This is a genomic window from Nonlabens sp. MIC269 (genome assembly GCF_001430865.1).
Classification (GTDB): domain Bacteria; phylum Bacteroidota; class Bacteroidia; order Flavobacteriales; family Flavobacteriaceae; genus Nonlabens; species Nonlabens tegetincola.
Genome location: NZ_CP011373.1, coordinates 905,190 through 922,311, shown reverse-complemented (window position 1 = coordinate 922,311; position 17,122 = coordinate 905,190). Strand labels below are relative to the sequence as shown.

Annotated in this window: 17 protein-coding genes; 1 reads left to right on the top strand and 16 read right to left on the bottom strand. The window is 34.5% G+C overall.

The window, feature by feature from the left end:
* Positions 1-95 precede the first annotated feature (95 nt).
* The 15 genes from AAT17_RS04315 to AAT17_RS04245 form a co-directional block, all read right to left on the bottom strand.
* The gene (locus AAT17_RS04315; RefSeq protein ID WP_042278806.1) at positions 96-359 is read right to left on the bottom strand and encodes a DUF4212 domain-containing protein; all 264 of its coding nucleotides are present in this window, start codon (positions 357-359) and stop codon (positions 96-98) included.
* A gap of 17 nt (positions 360-376) precedes the next feature.
* On the bottom strand, positions 377-1,627 hold the full coding sequence (locus AAT17_RS04310) for a hypothetical protein (RefSeq protein WP_060523045.1): 1,251 nt from the start codon (positions 1,625-1,627) through the stop codon (positions 377-379).
* A gap of 114 nt (positions 1,628-1,741) precedes the next feature.
* Positions 1,742-2,155 (bottom strand): helix-turn-helix domain-containing protein, encoded by a 414-nt coding sequence (locus tag AAT17_RS04305; protein WP_042278811.1) that lies wholly within the window; start codon positions 2,153-2,155, stop codon positions 1,742-1,744.
* 162 nt (positions 2,156-2,317) lie between these two features.
* Positions 2,318-3,094 (bottom strand): tryptophan synthase subunit alpha, encoded by a 777-nt coding sequence (gene trpA, locus AAT17_RS04300; protein ID WP_060523044.1) that lies wholly within the window; start codon positions 3,092-3,094, stop codon positions 2,318-2,320.
* A gap of 1 nt (position 3,095) precedes the next feature.
* Entirely contained in the window at positions 3,096-4,268 is a 1,173-nt protein-coding gene (trpB, locus tag AAT17_RS04295; RefSeq protein WP_060523043.1) for a tryptophan synthase subunit beta, read from the bottom strand.
* Entirely contained in the window at positions 4,261-4,902 is a 642-nt protein-coding gene (locus tag AAT17_RS04290; RefSeq protein ID WP_060523042.1) for a phosphoribosylanthranilate isomerase, read from the bottom strand. The genes trpB and AAT17_RS04290 overlap by 8 nt, the downstream gene beginning before the upstream one ends.
* A complete protein-coding gene (trpC, locus tag AAT17_RS04285) occupies positions 4,899-5,702 on the bottom strand; it encodes an indole-3-glycerol phosphate synthase TrpC (RefSeq protein ID WP_060523041.1) in 804 nt (267 codons plus the stop codon). The genes AAT17_RS04290 and trpC overlap by 4 nt, the downstream gene beginning before the upstream one ends.
* A gap of 10 nt (positions 5,703-5,712) precedes the next feature.
* The gene (gene trpD / locus AAT17_RS04280; RefSeq protein WP_060523040.1) at positions 5,713-6,711 is read right to left on the bottom strand and encodes an anthranilate phosphoribosyltransferase; all 999 of its coding nucleotides are present in this window, start codon (positions 6,709-6,711) and stop codon (positions 5,713-5,715) included.
* Positions 6,712-7,278 carry an aminodeoxychorismate/anthranilate synthase component II gene (locus AAT17_RS04275; RefSeq protein WP_060523039.1) on the bottom strand — a complete coding sequence of 189 codons (567 nt, stop codon included), beginning with the start codon at positions 7,276-7,278 and terminating at the stop codon, positions 6,712-6,714.
* Position 7,279: 1 nt separating this feature from the next.
* On the bottom strand, positions 7,280-7,678 hold the full coding sequence (locus AAT17_RS04270) for a hypothetical protein (protein WP_157539221.1): 399 nt from the start codon (positions 7,676-7,678) through the stop codon (positions 7,280-7,282).
* Positions 7,679-7,745: 67 nt separating this feature from the next.
* Positions 7,746-9,152 (bottom strand): anthranilate synthase component I family protein, encoded by a 1,407-nt coding sequence (locus AAT17_RS04265; protein WP_060523037.1) that lies wholly within the window; start codon positions 9,150-9,152, stop codon positions 7,746-7,748.
* A gap of 174 nt (positions 9,153-9,326) precedes the next feature.
* On the bottom strand, positions 9,327-10,988 hold the full coding sequence (gene asnB, locus AAT17_RS04260) for an asparagine synthase B (RefSeq protein WP_060523036.1): 1,662 nt from the start codon (positions 10,986-10,988) through the stop codon (positions 9,327-9,329).
* Between the two features lie 201 nt (positions 10,989-11,189).
* Positions 11,190-11,834, bottom strand: coding sequence for a peptide-methionine (S)-S-oxide reductase MsrA (msrA, locus tag AAT17_RS04255; RefSeq protein ID WP_060523035.1), 645 nt, complete (start codon positions 11,832-11,834; stop codon positions 11,190-11,192).
* A gap of 147 nt (positions 11,835-11,981) precedes the next feature.
* Positions 11,982-12,764, bottom strand: a complete 783-nt coding sequence (locus AAT17_RS04250; protein WP_060523034.1) for a zinc ribbon domain-containing protein — start codon at positions 12,762-12,764, stop codon at positions 11,982-11,984.
* A 3-nt stretch (positions 12,765-12,767) separates the two neighbouring features.
* Entirely contained in the window at positions 12,768-13,862 is a 1,095-nt protein-coding gene (locus AAT17_RS04245; RefSeq protein ID WP_060523033.1) for a Nif3-like dinuclear metal center hexameric protein, read from the bottom strand.
* A 43-nt stretch (positions 13,863-13,905) separates the two neighbouring features.
* Between AAT17_RS04245 and lpxK the strand changes: the two genes are divergently transcribed.
* Positions 13,906-14,889 (top strand): tetraacyldisaccharide 4'-kinase, encoded by a 984-nt coding sequence (gene lpxK / locus AAT17_RS04240; protein ID WP_060523032.1) that lies wholly within the window; start codon positions 13,906-13,908, stop codon positions 14,887-14,889.
* Here lpxK and AAT17_RS04235 read toward each other — a convergent pair.
* Entirely contained in the window at positions 14,869-17,097 is a 2,229-nt protein-coding gene (locus AAT17_RS04235; RefSeq protein WP_060523031.1) for an ATP-binding protein, read from the bottom strand. The two genes, lpxK and AAT17_RS04235, sit on opposite strands and share 21 nt — an antisense overlap.
* Between the last annotated feature and the right edge of the window lie 25 nt (positions 17,098-17,122).

The following is a 17,122-nucleotide window of genomic DNA, read 5'->3' as shown; positions in this document are numbered from 1 at the left end:
AGTGTTATTTGATATTGTAGTGTATGAGATTTTTGATAATCTCGCTTTCGCGAAAGCGTACTTAAACACTACCATTTGTATAATGATTTTAATTACTAGTCTTCGTCAAAACCGTATTTTTTGTCTAGCTTATTCATAATGCGTACATAAACGAAAATGAGTATGACGAAAACATAAATAGAACCTTGTTGGGCAAACCAAAACCCAAGTTTAAATCCACCTAACCTGAATTGATTAAGAGCATCTTTAAAAAGAATTCCGGCGCCGTATGAAACTAGAAACCATATGAGTAAGAGTCCTACAAGATATTTGATGTTCTCTTTCCAATATGCTGTTGCATTTGCTTTTTTATCAGACATAATTAATTGATTTTAGGTTACAGATATATCATTCCTTGAACAGTTAAAGTTCCTACTGCATCTAGATTACCATATTTTTGATTTGAATATTCAACGGACAACTTTGAATGATGGCCTGTGAAATATAGATTGCCACCGATCCCAAATCTAGTCGCGTTGTCATTTATAGCATCTATACTGCGGTAGTTAAAGGAAGTATACGGCTGTATTTTTACTTTACGATCTGTATCTCCAGGTAATAGATACCCTACATGCGTATAAAGCATACTACCTGTCTCATAGGTTTGACCTAACGTGAAATTTTCACCATAGTTGCTGTTTTGATATTGTAAATAGGCAGTAATTGAAGATCCATTGTCACCTAATGGTGCGTCATAGAAAGCATCTAATGAGAAAATGGAAACATCTTCACCTATAAAATCATTAGTTTGAGCATCAAATATTGTAGAACCGTTAGGATGATAAAAGAAACCAGCTCCTATATTGAATACTCGTTTACTACCCAAATAGGAACCTACTTTATAAGGTAAAAAATTACTTTCTTGATCAAGAAAGTTATAATCAAAATAACCAGCATAGTTCTTACTAGCCTCTGCACCACCCAAAATAGCACGACCATTGTAGGTTGCTGTGTTTATGGTAGGCGTACCATTGATGTCTAGACTGTTTGTGATAGCTTCATTTACTGAAACTCGGTATTGTAAATTACCAAATTTACCTTTTAAGTAAACGCCCATGTGTCTAGCAAATTGATCACTCAACCCTATCGTGGACCAACTTTGACGATTGTTGTCTAATGTGAGCATGTTTAAGGTACTTTGATTATTGGCTCTTGATATTCCATTCCAATAATGCAATCCACCACCTATTGAGTGATCTGTAGTTAACTGCCATTCACCCCATACGTCATGAAAGAATAGTTGAGAGCTATCACTTTTACCAACAGGTCCCATGTTGTTGGCATTTTGACTGTTAAGACCAAAATGAGTTAGGATCAGGAATTTTTTAGTTAGTTGCGCATACATAAGAATGCGGGCACGTCTAATAGAAAAATTGAGATCGGCTTCTTCATTACCTGTGGAATTGAGCGTTGTATTATCAGTGTGTTGTGCCCAAAATTGAGCCCATGAGATAATTCTGAAATACTTGGAACCATCTTCATTTAATTTCACTTTCATTCCTCCGGTATATTCTGTAGCGCCTTGACTAAAGCCCAGAAAGGGAGCTGTAAATAGAAATAGAAGTAAAGGGATGTACTTGTTTTTCATAAGTTTATAATTAAGAGTTTGGTTATGCGATAATCAAATTAATCGCACTACTAACCTCTATAAAAACTTATGTTAAGGAAAATTTAATATAGTTATTTGGTAATAGTATAGTTTTTAATCTCTAAATCGTTCCCATTTTATAAGCATGAATTTATCGCCAAGTTCTGTTACTACTACACCAGCGCCCTTTAATTCATTGATATTTGAGAAGTAGTTGGCTAGTTCTGTGTGATTTAATATTTTATAAGTTGGATGGTATTTATTATTGTAAGGTCTTTTGATTTTATATTTTTTCACCCAATTCATCACGCTTACATGTGATATACCTAAAATACGCTCTATTTCTCTGTAAGTGAGTCCTTCAAGATATAATTGAAGTGCTTTGTTAACATAGTAATCATCAATCTTCTTACCCATTTTTTCAACGGTAAAATTATAGTTACAATCTTTACATTTGTAACGTTGCCTACCTTTAATAACACCGCTTTTTATCTGATTTTGAGAGGAACAGTTAGGGCAAATTTTCATAACTATATTAATTTTGCATAAATATAGTAAATTAGCAATAATATGATTTTTAACTTATTTTATTATCAAGTTAGTGGTTGCTTAAATCCATATTCATGAATTTTAATAAATAAAAAGGCCACACAATTGTGTGGCCTTTTTATTTACTATGATCTTCAATAGTTAGTCATTCTTGATACTTGAAACAAAGTCTTTAACGGTATCTTGTAAAGATGATTTCGGATTTGAAATCTGACGGATGAATTCACTACCTATGATTGCTCCATTCACGTGCTTGCATGCTGCTAGGTAGTTTTCTCTTGTTTTAATATTAAATCCCGTTAAAATCGGCGATTTAAGATTAAGTGATTTTAATTTGTTCAAATATTCGCTAGCATCGTCAAAATTGGATTTGGTACCTGTAGTGCTAGCACTACTTACCGCGTAAATGAAACCATTAGAAAATTCATCTATTTCTTTTATGCGGTTTGTTGAGGTTTGAGGCGTCACTAAAAATACATTGCATAAATCATATTTCTCAAACAAATGCTTGTATTGTGAAGCATAAACTTCTAATGGTAAATCAGGAATTATCAATCCATCCACACCGACATCCTTACATCTTTTACAAAAATGTTCTATACCATATTGCATTACTGGATTAAAATAGCCCATAAGCAGTACTGGAACATCATGTTTTGAGGTTTCCAATTGATTAAACAGTACCTCGATACTCATACCATTTTCTAATGCTATTTTAGAGCTTTCTTGAATAGTAGGGCCATCTGCTAGTGGATCGCTGAATGGAATTCCAATTTCAATAAGATCTACGCCAGATTTCTCTAATTCATTTAGGATAGTTGTTGTATCCTCTAATTTAGGATAACCTGCGGTGAAAAATATATTTAGTAAATCAGTCGACTTACGGTTGAATAATTTCGTGAGTTTATTCGAGATCATATTATTTGAGATTCAATTCATTCATATAAGTGTTCATGTCTTTATCACCACGACCAGAAAGATTAATAACTACCCTATCAGTTGATTTTAGGTCTAAGTCTTTAAGGACTGAAAAAGCATGAGCAGTTTCCAATGCAGGAATAATACCTTCTAATCGACTACATTCAACAGCAGCCTTGAGTGCATCTTCATCTGTGACAGCCATATATTGTGCTCGTTCACTTACTTTTAACCATGCGTGGGCTGGACCTATTCCTGGATAATCTAAACCAGCACTTATACTATGCGGTTCTATAACTTGTCCGTCCTTGTCTTGCATCATTATACTACGACTTGCGTGGAGCACTCCTGGAGTTCCTAGGTTTAATGTAGCGGCTGTTTTGTCAGTATGTATTCCTAACCCAGCGGCTTCAACACCAACTAATTTTACCGATGGATCATCAAGAAAATGGTAAAATGCACCCATAGCATTTGATCCACCACCTACACATGCAATTACATAATCAGGCAAACCATCCATTTGATTTTTAATTTCTTGTGAAATAACAGATTGATACCTAGCTACCATATCTGGATAAGGATGAGGTCCTACTACAGAACCTATAATATAATGCGTGTCTTCAGGATTATTGATCCAGTCTCTCATAGCCTCATTAGTAGCATCCTTTAATGTTTTGGATCCGCTAGTAGCAGGTTTTACAGTAGCACCTAGCATTTTCATGCGCGCTACATTTGGTGCTTGGCGTTCAATGTCTTTTTCGCCCATATACACGATACAATCAAGACCCTTAAGAGCACAAACCGTAGCAGTTGCTACACCATGTTGACCAGCACCAGTTTCTGCAATGATTCTTTTTTTACCTAATCGTTGAGCAAGTAAGATCTGACCAATCGTATTATTAACTTTGTGAGCACCAGTGTGACATAAATCTTCACGTTTTAACCAGATTTCTGCTCCATATTTCTCAGATAATCTTTGGGCTAGAAATAAAGGAGTAGGTCTACCAACGTAGTCCTTAAGTAACTGTTGGAATTCGTTTTGAAAACTTTCACTTTTTTCAATAGCGAGATAATTTTTCTTTAATTCTTCAATATTAGGGTACAATAACTCTGGTATAAAGGCACCACCGAATTCTCCATAAAAGCCTTGTTCATTCACTTGGTACTTACTCATTGCGTAGTTCTTTTATAAATTGCTTAATCGTTTCTATATTTTTTTCACCAGGACTAATTTCAAACTGAGAGTTCAAATCAACTCCTAATAACATTTCATGGTTTAGGTTTTTAAGGTTTGTTGCATCATTTGGACCTATCCCACCACTTAGTATAAAGGGCACATTTCCTTTATAGTTTTCAAGTATTGACCAATTGAATTTTTTCCCGGATCCTCCATAATGTTTGGTTGCTGTATCAAAAAGGAAAAAAACCTTACCGGGATGCTCTGCCGCTAGGGATTCCCAATTGCGTAAACTATCAAAATCATAGTCGGTACTTATTTGGAAAGCTTTAAAAATTTTGAGATCTAATTCTAGCAATGCTTTCGCGAAAGCGGGATCCTCATCACCATGTAATTGAACAACGTCTAACTGTAAAGGAATAATATCATTGAGAATCTCTTGCATACTGGCGTTTACATAAACGCCAACAGTGCCTTTATTCATTGTAAGTTGCTCTATGGCTAGGGATTGATCTTGATCGACAAACCTTTTGCTTTTCGGGTATTTGATTATACCCATAAAGTCAATATCAAGCTGTTGGAGTGCTTCTATATTTTTGGGCTCACGCATGCCACAAACCTTTATAATCATACTGTGATTTCTTTAATAAAAGTAGAACAGCTTATACCAGGTTGATCGGTTTTCATAAAATTTTCACCGATTAAAAAACCTTTAAAACCTATAGATTGAAGTTTTTTTACAGTTGCTGGATTTGAGATGCCACTCTCACTTATTGCAATTACGTTCTCAGGAAAATGAGGCAGTAAATCAATACTGTTTTGAATGTCTGTTTTGAACCTTTTTAGATCTCTGTTATTAACTCCAATTATAAATTTTTCAGGATCCAAGTTTTTAGTAACCTTCTTAATATTTTCTAACTCAGTTAAGTTGTGAACTTCAAATAGAATTTCTAATTCTAGATTGAGTGCTTCATTAGCCAAAGTTGTAAGTTGTTCATTAGATAGACAGGCTGCTATCAATAAAATAGCATCTGCGCCAAAGGCTTTTGCTTCATGAATTTGATACATGTCCACGATAAAATCCTTTCTTAGTATAGGGATGTTTATCAGTTTTCTGGCTTGTTCAAGATCTTGTAAACTTCCGCCAAAGAATGGAGTGTCAGTTAAACAGCTTATTGCGCTTGCACCTGCCTTTTCATAACCCAACACAACCTCTTCAAGAGATGCAGGACAATTGAAGCTGCCCTTACTAGGGCTTTGACGTTTATGCTCTGCAATAATGCCGCTACCTTTTTTAATGGATTCATGAAGTGACAAGGTTTTACGAGAATAAAGAGGCATTTCTCTTAAATCTTGTATGCTTTTCAAGGATCGTCGTTGAATAACATCCTTAGTGGTTTGTAAGGTGATTTTTTCTAAAATATCCGACATTATAATTGGTTTATGCGTGATGAATATTTAATAAGTTTTTGAAGCTACTTAATGCTTTACCACTCTCTAATGAATCTTTAGCAACAATTACCGCTTGTTTTAATGAGATGTTTCTTACTATTGATATGGCTGTGGCAGCATTTGCAATTACTACGTTTTGCTGTTCGGGAGTTGCTTTGTTTTCAAGTACATTGGTAAAAATTTTTGCAGCCTCTTTTACCGTGTTACCACCGTAAATTTGATCAGCTTTTAATTGATTTAGATTAAAATCTTGTGGAGATAGGTCCTTAACTCCATCATGTGTTGCAACCCTTGTATTACTAGTTAAACTTACTTCATCGTATCCATCGTGCGCATGTAAAATGGTATATTTCTTATCAGGTTCTGTTTGAAATAAGTACTCATAATTACGAGCTAGTTGTAAATTAAAAACTCCTACGCTTTGTAATCTGGGTCTAGCTGGATTAACTAACGGTCCTAGCATGTTGAAGAATGTTTTTACTCCTAACTCTTTTCTGATAGGAGCAACTGCTTTCATAGCCGGATGAAATAAGGGCGCATGAAGAAAAGTGATGTTAGTCTTTTCAATTTGCTTGGTTATTAAATCTAGGTCGTTTGTAAATTTAAAGCCTAGATATTCCATGACATTACTAGATCCACTCACAGAACTTATACCATAGTTACCATGTTTTGCAACAGGAATCCCAGCACCTGCGGTTACAAAACTGGCCAGTGTGCTTATATTAAAAGTGTCCTTACCATCACCGCCAGTACCACAAAGATCGATTGGGTTATATTTTTGTAAGTCTACCAAAAGTGCTTGCTCTAGCATTGCATCCCTAAACCCTGCAAGTTCCTCGACAGTGATACTGCGCATTCCATATACCGTTAGAAAGGCTGCAATTTGACTAGCGTTTACCTCACCACTTGTTATGGCAGTAAGGATTTCGTGAGCTCGCTTTCGCGAAAGCGTTCTATGTTCAAACAAGGCTGTTAAAACTTCTTTCATTTAAATGATATTTAGGAAGTTAGCTAGCATTTTTTTTCCGTGTGGTGTCATGATGCTTTCTGGATGAAACTGAACTCCGTAAATTGGTAAGGTTGAATGTCTGAGAGCCATTATTTGATCGTTTTCATCTGTAGCTGTTATTTGTAATTCATCTGGAAAAACCTCTTTTTTTGCTACCCAGCTGTGATACCTACCTGCATCAAATTGAGATGGGATGTCCTTAAATAATTCATCGTTCCTATGAGTCATTTTTGTGGATAAACCATGATAAACCTTTTCTAGATTGATGATTTCACCACCAAAAACTTCTGTAATAGCCTGGTGTCCTAGACAAATTCCTAAAAGTGGCTTTTTATCTTTCAGATATTGAATGATTGGTAATAAATTTCCAGCCTCGCTAGGAATTCCCGGTCCTGGTGATAGTACAACAGCATCATACTTTTCACAATCCTCTGGCGAAATTTCATCGTTGCGCACAACCGTTACATCTGCATTCAGATCTTCTAGATAATGCACTAGATTGTAAGTGAAGCTGTCGTAGTTGTCTATTAAAATTATTTTCTTCATGTTACTGTTGGATGAATTTACCGGACTCCTTGTCTATATAGTATTTGTCAACAAAACCATTACATTCTCTTTCGATGGATAAACTTTCTGTCAAAAAGCCATCACAATATTCTGTTCCTCCAGACTCAGCAAGTTTAAAAGAGTCTAACACGATACCTTCATCATTAAATGTACGCATATGGATTTCCACAATATTATTTTTATCCTTTCTATATTCTTTTTTAAGGATTAAAACATCAAAATTTTCATTAGGATAAATGATATTATTGAATTTCGTATCCATAGCATAAGCTAGAGCGATTTCATCCTCCGTTAGCAATCGTAATTCTTCACCTTCTGGAGTATAGAATTTATCGGCATTAGGTAATGCTAGACCATTTTGATCTTTTGAATAATCCACATAAAAAATTTTCTTGCTCCCAGTCGTGCAACTCAATATTGCTATAAATGCTAAAAATGTCAAAAACTTATTTTTCATGATTTGCTAATTTTATTGCTTTTCTTAATGCGTTTGTTTTGTTATAAACCTCTTGTGTCTCATCTTCGATGTTGCTTTCAATTACAACACCTGCACCAGCTCTAAATTCCAATTGATTATTTCTTGATAAAATACTACGGATTATAATGGCGTGATTAAAATTTCCGTCAAAACCTAAATAGCCTATCGCACCACCATAAAATTCACGATTACTTTTTTCGTATTTATCAATTAATTGCATGGCATTGTATTTGGGAGCGCCGCTTAATGTTCCAGCTGGAAAGGTATCTCCCACAAGTTCTAATCGGTCTTTTTCATCGAGAATTTTTCCTGTTACCTTACTTACCATGTGAATTACGTGCGAGTAAAAGTGAATACTTTGATAATCCTGTACTTGAACATTTCTTGCATGTCTGCTTAAATCATTACGAGCTAGGTCCACTAACATAACATGTTCCGCAGTTTCCTTAGGGTCGTTTTTAAGATTTTGAGCAGCTTCATAGTCAGCGGTGTCATTGCCTGTTCTTTTGTAAGTGCCTGCTATAGGTTGAATACTGGCATAATCGTTTTTTACGATTAATTGAGCCTCTGGTGACGAGCCAAATATTCTGAAATTACCGTAGTCAAAATAAAATAAATAGGGACTAGGATTTATAGCTCGTAATTGACGGTACACTTGAAAGTCATCTCCTTTAAAGGATTGCTTGAATTTTCTAGAAAGTACAATCTGAAAAACATCACCTCGTTTACAATGGGCTTTTCCTTGTTTTACTAATTCTTTAAAGGATTGATCGTTCATCTCAGAGTTTTCCTCTCCTGTGTTATAATAATTGTAAGTGGCAATATCACGATGGGTGATGATAGAACACACCTCGTCTAATCTACTTATATAATTTTCGTAGACGTGATCAAATACATATAATTGATTATGAAAATGATCAAATACAATTACATTTTGAAAAACCTGATAGTAGGCGAGTGGTATGTTTTCGCTTTCGCGAAAGCGGAATTCAATATTTTCAAAATGTTGAACGGCGTCATAACTTAAATAACCATATAGACCTTCAATGGGAAATGCGAATTTGTGATCTTGCTGTTCAAAATGATTTTTGAAATTCTCAAGACAAGAGGTTAGGCGATACTCCTTTTTTAGATCTATAACAGATTTTTTGCCATCAGGAAAAACCGAAATTTCTTCTTCATTTGTCAATTCAAATGATGCTATAGGGTTGCAGCAAATGAAAGAGTAGCTATTATTGCGCTGTCCGTATTCATTACTCTCCAGTAAGATGCTATTAGGATACTTGTCCCTTAATCTTAGATAAATACTTACAGGTGTAAGCGTATCTGCTAGGATTTCCCGGTGTGTTGTTTTTGCTTTAAATATTTTATTCATTTCATATCAAAAAAAAATGGTCTACCGTAAAGTAGACCATTTAAATTATTTAAACATACAGGTGACTTTACGGCTATTGAGCTGTATTATTCCACCACCAAGTATGAAGAGTTCTTGTAAACATGTGGTCAAAGTTACTACTGCATTTTGAAACAAACAAGAGTTAGCAAAATTTTAATATCCATCATCATGAATTCCACTAACAGCTCTTCCAGAAGGGTCATTCATATTTTTAAATGCTTCATCCCATTCAAGAGCTACAGGTGTGGAACATGCAACAGACTTTAAACTAGGTACGCAACTGGCAGCAGCGTCACTAGGAAAATGTGTACTAAAAATGTTGCGGTAGTAGTATTCTTCTTTGTTTTGTGGTGGATTAATTTTAAATTTATAAGGAGCTGCTTCCATCATTTCATCAGTAACTTCCTTTTCAACCATTTCTTTAAGAGTATCTATCCAGCTATAGCCTACACCATCACTAAATTGCTCTTTTTGTCGCCACGCTACGCTCTTAGGAAGATAGTCTTCAAACGCTTCTCTTAAAATATGCTTCTCCATTTTTCCATTACTGCACATCTTATCTTCTGGATTTAGTCTCATTGCAACATCCATAAATTCTTTATCTAGAAAAGGAACTCTTCCTTCGATTCCCCAAGCTGCAAGTGACTTATTTGCTCTTAAGTTGTCATAAAGGTGTAAGGTATCTAGTTTGCGAACTGTTTCTTTATGAAATTCTTCTGCATTTGGTGCCTTATGAAAGTAAAGATAACCACCAAAAATCTCGTCACTTCCTTCACCTGATAAAACCATTTTTATACCCATAGACTTAATCACTCTAGCTAATAAATACATTGGTGTTGATGCTCTTACAGTTGTAACGTCGTATGTTTCTAAATAATAAATAACGTCTTTAATCGCATCTAGCCCTTCTTGAATAGTAAAGTTTACCTCGTGGTGCACGGTACCTATATGGTCTGCTACTACCTGTGCGGCTGCTAGATCTGGGCTACCTTTAAGTCCTATTGCAAAGCTGTGTAGTTGTGGCCACCACGCATCGGCATGATCTCCTGTCTCTACTCTTCTCGATGCAAATTTCTTTGCGACTGCACTTACTAGAGAGCTATCTAAACCACCTGATAATAAAACACCATAAGGCACATCACTCATAAGATGACGTTTTACTGATTCTTCCATGGCCTTACGTAAGTCGACAACTGAGCTTACATTTGATTTAACTGCATCATATTCTTTCCAATCTCTATCATACCATTTTGTGAAATCTTTATCTTCACTGTAATAGTAATGTCCTGGTGGGAAAGGTGAAATTTCGTTGCATGTTCCTTCCAAGGCTTTTAATTCACTAGCAACATAGAATTGACCTAGTTCGTCAGTTCCATAATATAAGGGTATTATTCCCTGATGATCTCTTGCACAAAGAAAAACATCTTTTTCACTGTCGTATAGTGCAAATCCATACATGCCTGTTAAATCATCTAGAAAGTCTACACCTTTTTCTTGGTATAACGCTAGTATAACTTCACAGTCTGATTTGGTTTGAAATTCATAGTCATGGTATTGCTTTCTGATTTCTTGGTGGTTGTATATTTCACCGTTAACTGCAAGTACAACTTTCCCATCTGGACTATACAAGGGTTGTCCTCCCGATTGTGGATCAACAATAGTTAGTCTTTCATGAGCAAGTATAGCTTTTTCACCACAATATATTCCAGACCAATCTGGACCACGATGTCTTAATTTTTTTGATAGTTCTAATACTGATTGACGTTGTTCTTTACTGTCTTTTTTAAGTTCAAAGACTCCTACTATTCCGCACATAATTGTTGGTTTTTTTGGTTTAAATTTATTTAATAAAAAAAGGCCTACTATGAAGTAGGCCTTTTGTAATATGTATAAATATCAAGTCTACTTCATCGCTTTCGCAATAAATTATTATTAGAATTGATATTATTATTGTTTTTTAACATGTGTCAAAGATAGAATAAAATTTTTAAAATCAAAACTGAGTTTAAAAATCAACTAGTGTGAGCCATTTTTTTTAATGACCTCAGGCATCTTAGCAGCAAAACGATTGAATCTAGGAATAGAGATGTTTTGTATGTAACTATTGTTAGGATGTAATCGTGCGTAATCTTGATGATAATCTTCGGCTACCCAAAATTTTTGAAAAGCTTTTACTTCTGCTGCAACTTTGTAACCTTCTTTTGTTAAAGCCTCAATTTTATTTTGAATAATCTGTTTTTGCTCGTCATTCTGATAAAAGATAATGCTACGATATGCTTTTCCAATATCAGGTCCTTGACCGTTAACTTGCTCAATATTTTGGGAAGCAAAATAAACGTCAACTAGTGTTTTAAAACTAACTTTATTTGGGTCATAGATGATTTCATTTGCCTCTGCATGGTTGCCGTGATTACGATAGGTTGGATTCTGCATGGTACCGCCAGAATAACCAGAAATGGATTCACTAACACCTTGTACGTTTTCGTAGATCTCCTCAACACACCAAAAACATCCACTAGCAAAATAAGCTCTTTCCATTCCATCTTGTGCTGGGACTTCAACAGGAGTTGCATAGGTGATTTCTTGCTGTGTGATTTCTTTGGTTTCATTTCCACATGCTGTGTTTATTAAAACCAAAAGCGTATACATTAAAAGTTTCATATTATATTTTTTTCAAAACTAGATATTAGGTTAATCCAGCCATATTAAAGAGCCGTTAAAAGCTGTAACAGAACTATCACAAAAGGATATAATAAAAAAACCTCAACGTATAGTTGAGGTTTTTCAAGTAAGTTTTTTTAAGGATAATTATTTGACCTTAGAAAAAGTTTTTTGCATTTCTTCAGCTTGTTCTTCTGCAAGGGCTGCATCTACCAATATACGTCCAGAGTGCTCGTCAGTAATTATTTTTTTACGACTAGCAATTTCCACCTGTACTTGCGGTGGAATAGTAAAAAAGGAACCTTTAGAAGCGCCACGTTCAATAGGAACTACAGCTAGACCATTACGTACACTTTCTCTAATGCGCTTGTATGCTTTAATTAAACGGTCTTCAATTTTAGTTGAGTAGTCGTTCGATAGTTTAAGCAACGCATTTTCTTCCTTTTCAGTTTCTTTAAGGATCTCTTCAAGCTCAGATTTTTTATGCTTTAAGTGCTCTTCACGATCAGATAGTTTTTGTTTACTTTGATCGATCACTTGTTTTTGCTGCTCGATTTGAGCTTTAAATTCCTTAATGTGCTTCTCAGCTAGTTGGATTTCTAGCTCTTGAAATTCTATTTCTTTAGAAAGCGAGTTAAACTCACGATTGTTTCTAACATTTTTTTGTTGTTCAGTGTATTTCGAGATCAAGGCTTTGGCCTCTTCAATCAAGTTTTTTCTATCACTGATGTTACCTTGCAATTCTTCTAAATGAACATTTAGTTTCCCTATACGTGCATTTAAACCTGCTACTTCATCTTCTAGATCTTGAACCTCTAGAGGTAGTTCTCCTCGTACGTTACGTATCTCATCTATTCTAGAATCAATTAATTGTAGGTTGTAAAGTTCTCTTAACTTCTGTTCTACAGTAGCTTCGTTCTTTTTTGCCATCGTCTAATAATAGTTTACTGGGTTTGTTTGCGCTTGTGCACAAAGAATTGCAAAATTAGTAAATTTTTCAGTAAGATATTCAGTTAAAAGATTTTTTGTAAACTGCTCACTCTCATAATGTCCAATATCGCACAATAGAATATCTTGACCTTGAAAAAAATCGTGGTATTTTAAATCTGCGGTTACATAAGCATCTGCACCACAGCTTTTTGCGTTTTGAATAGCAAAAGCCCCAGATCCTCCTAACACTGCAACTTTTTTGATAGTACGCTTTCGCGAAAGCGAAGTTCTTATCGCATTATGGTTAAAAGTGGACTTAAGTGTTGATATAAAATCTTCTATTTCTAACTCTTCAGGAAATTCTCCTACACAACCCATTCCAATTTTTTGGTATGAATTTTCCAATGTTACTATTTCATACGCAACTTCCTCATAGGGATGAGATTCTTTGAGTGTTTTGAGGATTTTTGATTCGAGATGTGGTAAATAGGTTATATGTAATTGTTTTTCTTTTTCTGTAGATCGAATTCCTGACACTCCATATTGTGGATTGCTTAATTCATTACCCTTAAACGTTCCGTCACCATCAACACTGAAACCGCATTCCTTGTAATTACCTATGTGTCCAGCGCCGGATTGGAATAATGTATTTTGTACTTGATCGAAATGCTCAATAGGTACGTAGGTGGTGAGTTTTTTAATGAGATTATTTTTAGGTGCAAGGGTCTTTAAATTTTGTAAACCTAGTTCTTGTGCCATTCTATAACTCACACCACCGTGTGCAACGTCTAGTGCTGTGTGCGTCGCATAGATTGCAATATCATTTTTGATAGCTTTAATTATAACTCGTTTGACATAATCATCTGGTCTTAAATTTTTAATTCCTTTAAAGATTATAGGGTGAAATGCTACAATTAAATTACAGGATTTGTCAATTGCTTCATCTACCACATTCTCTAAGCAGTCTAAGGTTACTAAAACGCCAGTGATTGGTGTTTCGTAAGATCCCACTAAAAGACCTACGTTGTCAAAGTCCTCGGCATAACGTAACGGTGCTAATTTTTCTATGTAATTGGTAATGTCTTTAATAACTGTCATAAACCAGATTTAATCTAATGTAAAATTAGTCTACTTTTGGGTTATGATAAAATGGCGGCTTATTTTATATCCATTTTCTGTCTTGTACGATGGTATTACTAGAGTCCGTAATTGGGCATTTGATAAAGGGTTACTTGTTTCCAAATCGTATGATATTCCAGTAATTGCTGTAGGTAATTTAAGTACTGGCGGAACGGGAAAAACACCTATGGTGGAGTATCTGATTGATTTGCTTGCGAATAAACGTGTTGCAGTATTGAGCAGAGGTTATGGACGTAAAACAAGGGGATTTAAATATGTCGGTACCGATTCACTTCCAAAGGAAGTTGGAGATGAACCTGCTCAAATCAAACAGAAATTTGGTAATTCTATTATAAGTGCTGTATGTGAAAGTAGAGTTGAAGGTATTGATAGAATAATTTACGAAAATACTGTAGATGTAATTATCCTAGACGACGCTTTTCAACATAGATATGTAAAGGCAAGTGACTATATTTTACTTACTAGTTATGATAAGCTTTATAGCGATGATTTTGTATTACCTGCTGGTAATTTGAGAGAATCACGCAAAGGTGCTAGTAGAGCTACTTGTGTCGTTGTTACAAAATGCCCAGTTAATCTAACTGATCAAAATAGACTGGATATTAAAAACAAACTACAAGTACTGCCTGAGCAAAAGTTATTTTTCAGCTACATTGATTATCAACAAAATGTAATTAGTGAAGGAGAATTATTTCCACTTAAATCACTAGACAATCAGACGATCGCCGCAGTAGCTGGAATAGCAAAACCTGCCTTCTTTTTTAAACATTTAGAGGAAAATCTAAATAATGTAGTTACCTATACTTATCAAGACCATTTCGATTATAATCATTCAACGCTTCAAAATTGGAGCGAAGATGTTATTATCACTACAGAAAAGGATTATGTTAAGCTTAAAAAGTTTAAGCAGCTCAATCTTTTTTATCTACCAATAAAAAATAAGTTCTTAGGGAACAAACTTGAATTAAATGATTTGAATATTTGAGAAAGCTCTTTGAATCTTTCCAAAGAATTCATCCATTTTAAAAGGTTTTGGTATAATATCATCAAAACCTATTTCTATCAATTCATCTTGAGCATTTTCTAGTGTTACAGCAGTAAGTGCTAGTAGTGGAGTTTTAGAGTTGAATTTGCGTATTTCGACAGTCGCTCTTTTTCCATCCATGACTGGCATATGAATGTCCATAAGGATAAGGTCATACTCGTTTGCTCTAGCCATGGCAACAGCTTCTTCACCGTTATTTGCTACATCACATATAAATTCTTTTTGTTCAAGAATTTTCTTAGTAATCATTTGATTGATTTTGTTGTCCTCAACTATGAGAACTTTTTTCCCTTTTAATATTTCAAATTCTGGAGTTTCAGTTTTTAAAATAGGAGCTGTTTTGGCAGGTGTAGGAACTTCATCATGAGATCCGTAAACTGCGATTGGAGTAGGTGTTGGTGCCTTAGTATTATTACTATCTAATTGATCAACAAAAGAATTACTATCTGGATTATTAAAATCTATTGCAAAAGAAAAAACACTTCCTTTACCAACTTCGCTTTCGAGTTTTATTTCACTACCCATAAGAGTAACTAACTTCTTAACAATAGCAAGTCCTAAGCCTGTACCACCGTGTTCACGTGCAGTTTCTATATTTTCTTGGGTGAAATTTTCAAAAATTTGTTCTTGTCTATCCTTGGATATCCCTTTTCCAGTATCCTGAACTTCAAATAAAATCTTACTCTTTTCTTTAGATTTTTTAATTAGTTTAGTTTTTATAGTAATAGTACCGTTACTTGTAAACTTGATACTATTACCTAAGAGATTAATTAAAATTTGAGAAATCTTTACTGGATCTCCAACTAAAGAACTAGCAATAGCTTCATCATGAATAATCACAATTTTATTGTTTTTATCCTTGACCTGTTTGTCTAGAGTTTTAACTATATCTGCAATTCGTTTTCTTAAATCAAATTTTATTTCTTCTAACTCTACTTTGTTGGCTTCTAGTTTATTAAAGTCAAGAATGTTGTCTATAAGAGATAAAAGATATTCACCTGAGGACTTTAATGTTTCTAAATGTTCTTGTTGATCATCTCTAGGAGATGAGCTTAAAAGTAAATGTGTAAGACCCGTAACGGCATACATAGGAGTTCGTAATTCATGCGTAATGGTAGATAAAAAATCTGCTTTGATTTGTGCAGCATCTTGTGCTTTATTACGCTCATTTATAAGTGCCGATTTTTCATGAGCAAGTCGGCTGTTACGTTTTGCTTTGAGTATATTACGTCTAAATAATGCTAATGAAGTGATTGTTAAAAGAGTAATAAACATACAAAGTATGATGTAGTAGTTCTCCTTGTTTTCTAATTCCTTGTCCTTTTGGGCGATTATTCCTTTTAATGACTCAATTTCACCATTTAAACTAGAAAGTTGTTTAGCATTTTCACCACCAATAAAACCATTATCTTCAATAGTTTGAACATGCTTTTCTAGATATACTAAGCTATTTTGATAATCTTGTAGATCTCTGTAATGCTGCGCAAACAACTTATAAAGCTTAATTTCGAGAAAAGGAAATTGATTTTCTTTAATAAGTATTTGAGCTAGGCTGTAATAAATATTCGCTTCTTCATAATTATTTTTAGAATGTGCAATTTCTCCTAAAGTAAGGTAAGCTTGAGTTTGTTCATATTCCAGACCTTTTTCTTCAAGTCTAGGGATAAGATCGTTAAGTACCGCAGTAGTAACCGTATAATTTTTTTCAAAAAAGTTAAGTTGAGCAGTATATAATTCCGATTTCAAAAATAATCTATGAGTGTCATCTAATTTTTTGGTAATCGAAAAGGTAGATGTAAATAAGGAGTCAGCTTTAGAGAATTCTTTTTTCAAGAATGCTCTTCTACCTTTTAAATACTCCAAATAAATGAAAGCATCCTGCGATAATTCCTCGTCTTTAAATTGCACAAAAGGTGATGTAGGATTTTCACCTGAAGAGGATTCTAACTCTAGTTCTATGAAATAAAGATCGAGTAAACGATCACCATAGTCATCATTGATTAATGTTCTGGAATCAATGATCAATGATTTAGCTTCATCAAAATCTCGTGAGTCAATAAGTCCTTCTACTCGTTCTAGTAGAACTCTAGATGCAGTATTCAACCCTTGATTTGTTTCACTATTGGAAACTTGTCCAAAAGCAAACACGCAACATAATTGTGCGAATAGTAGC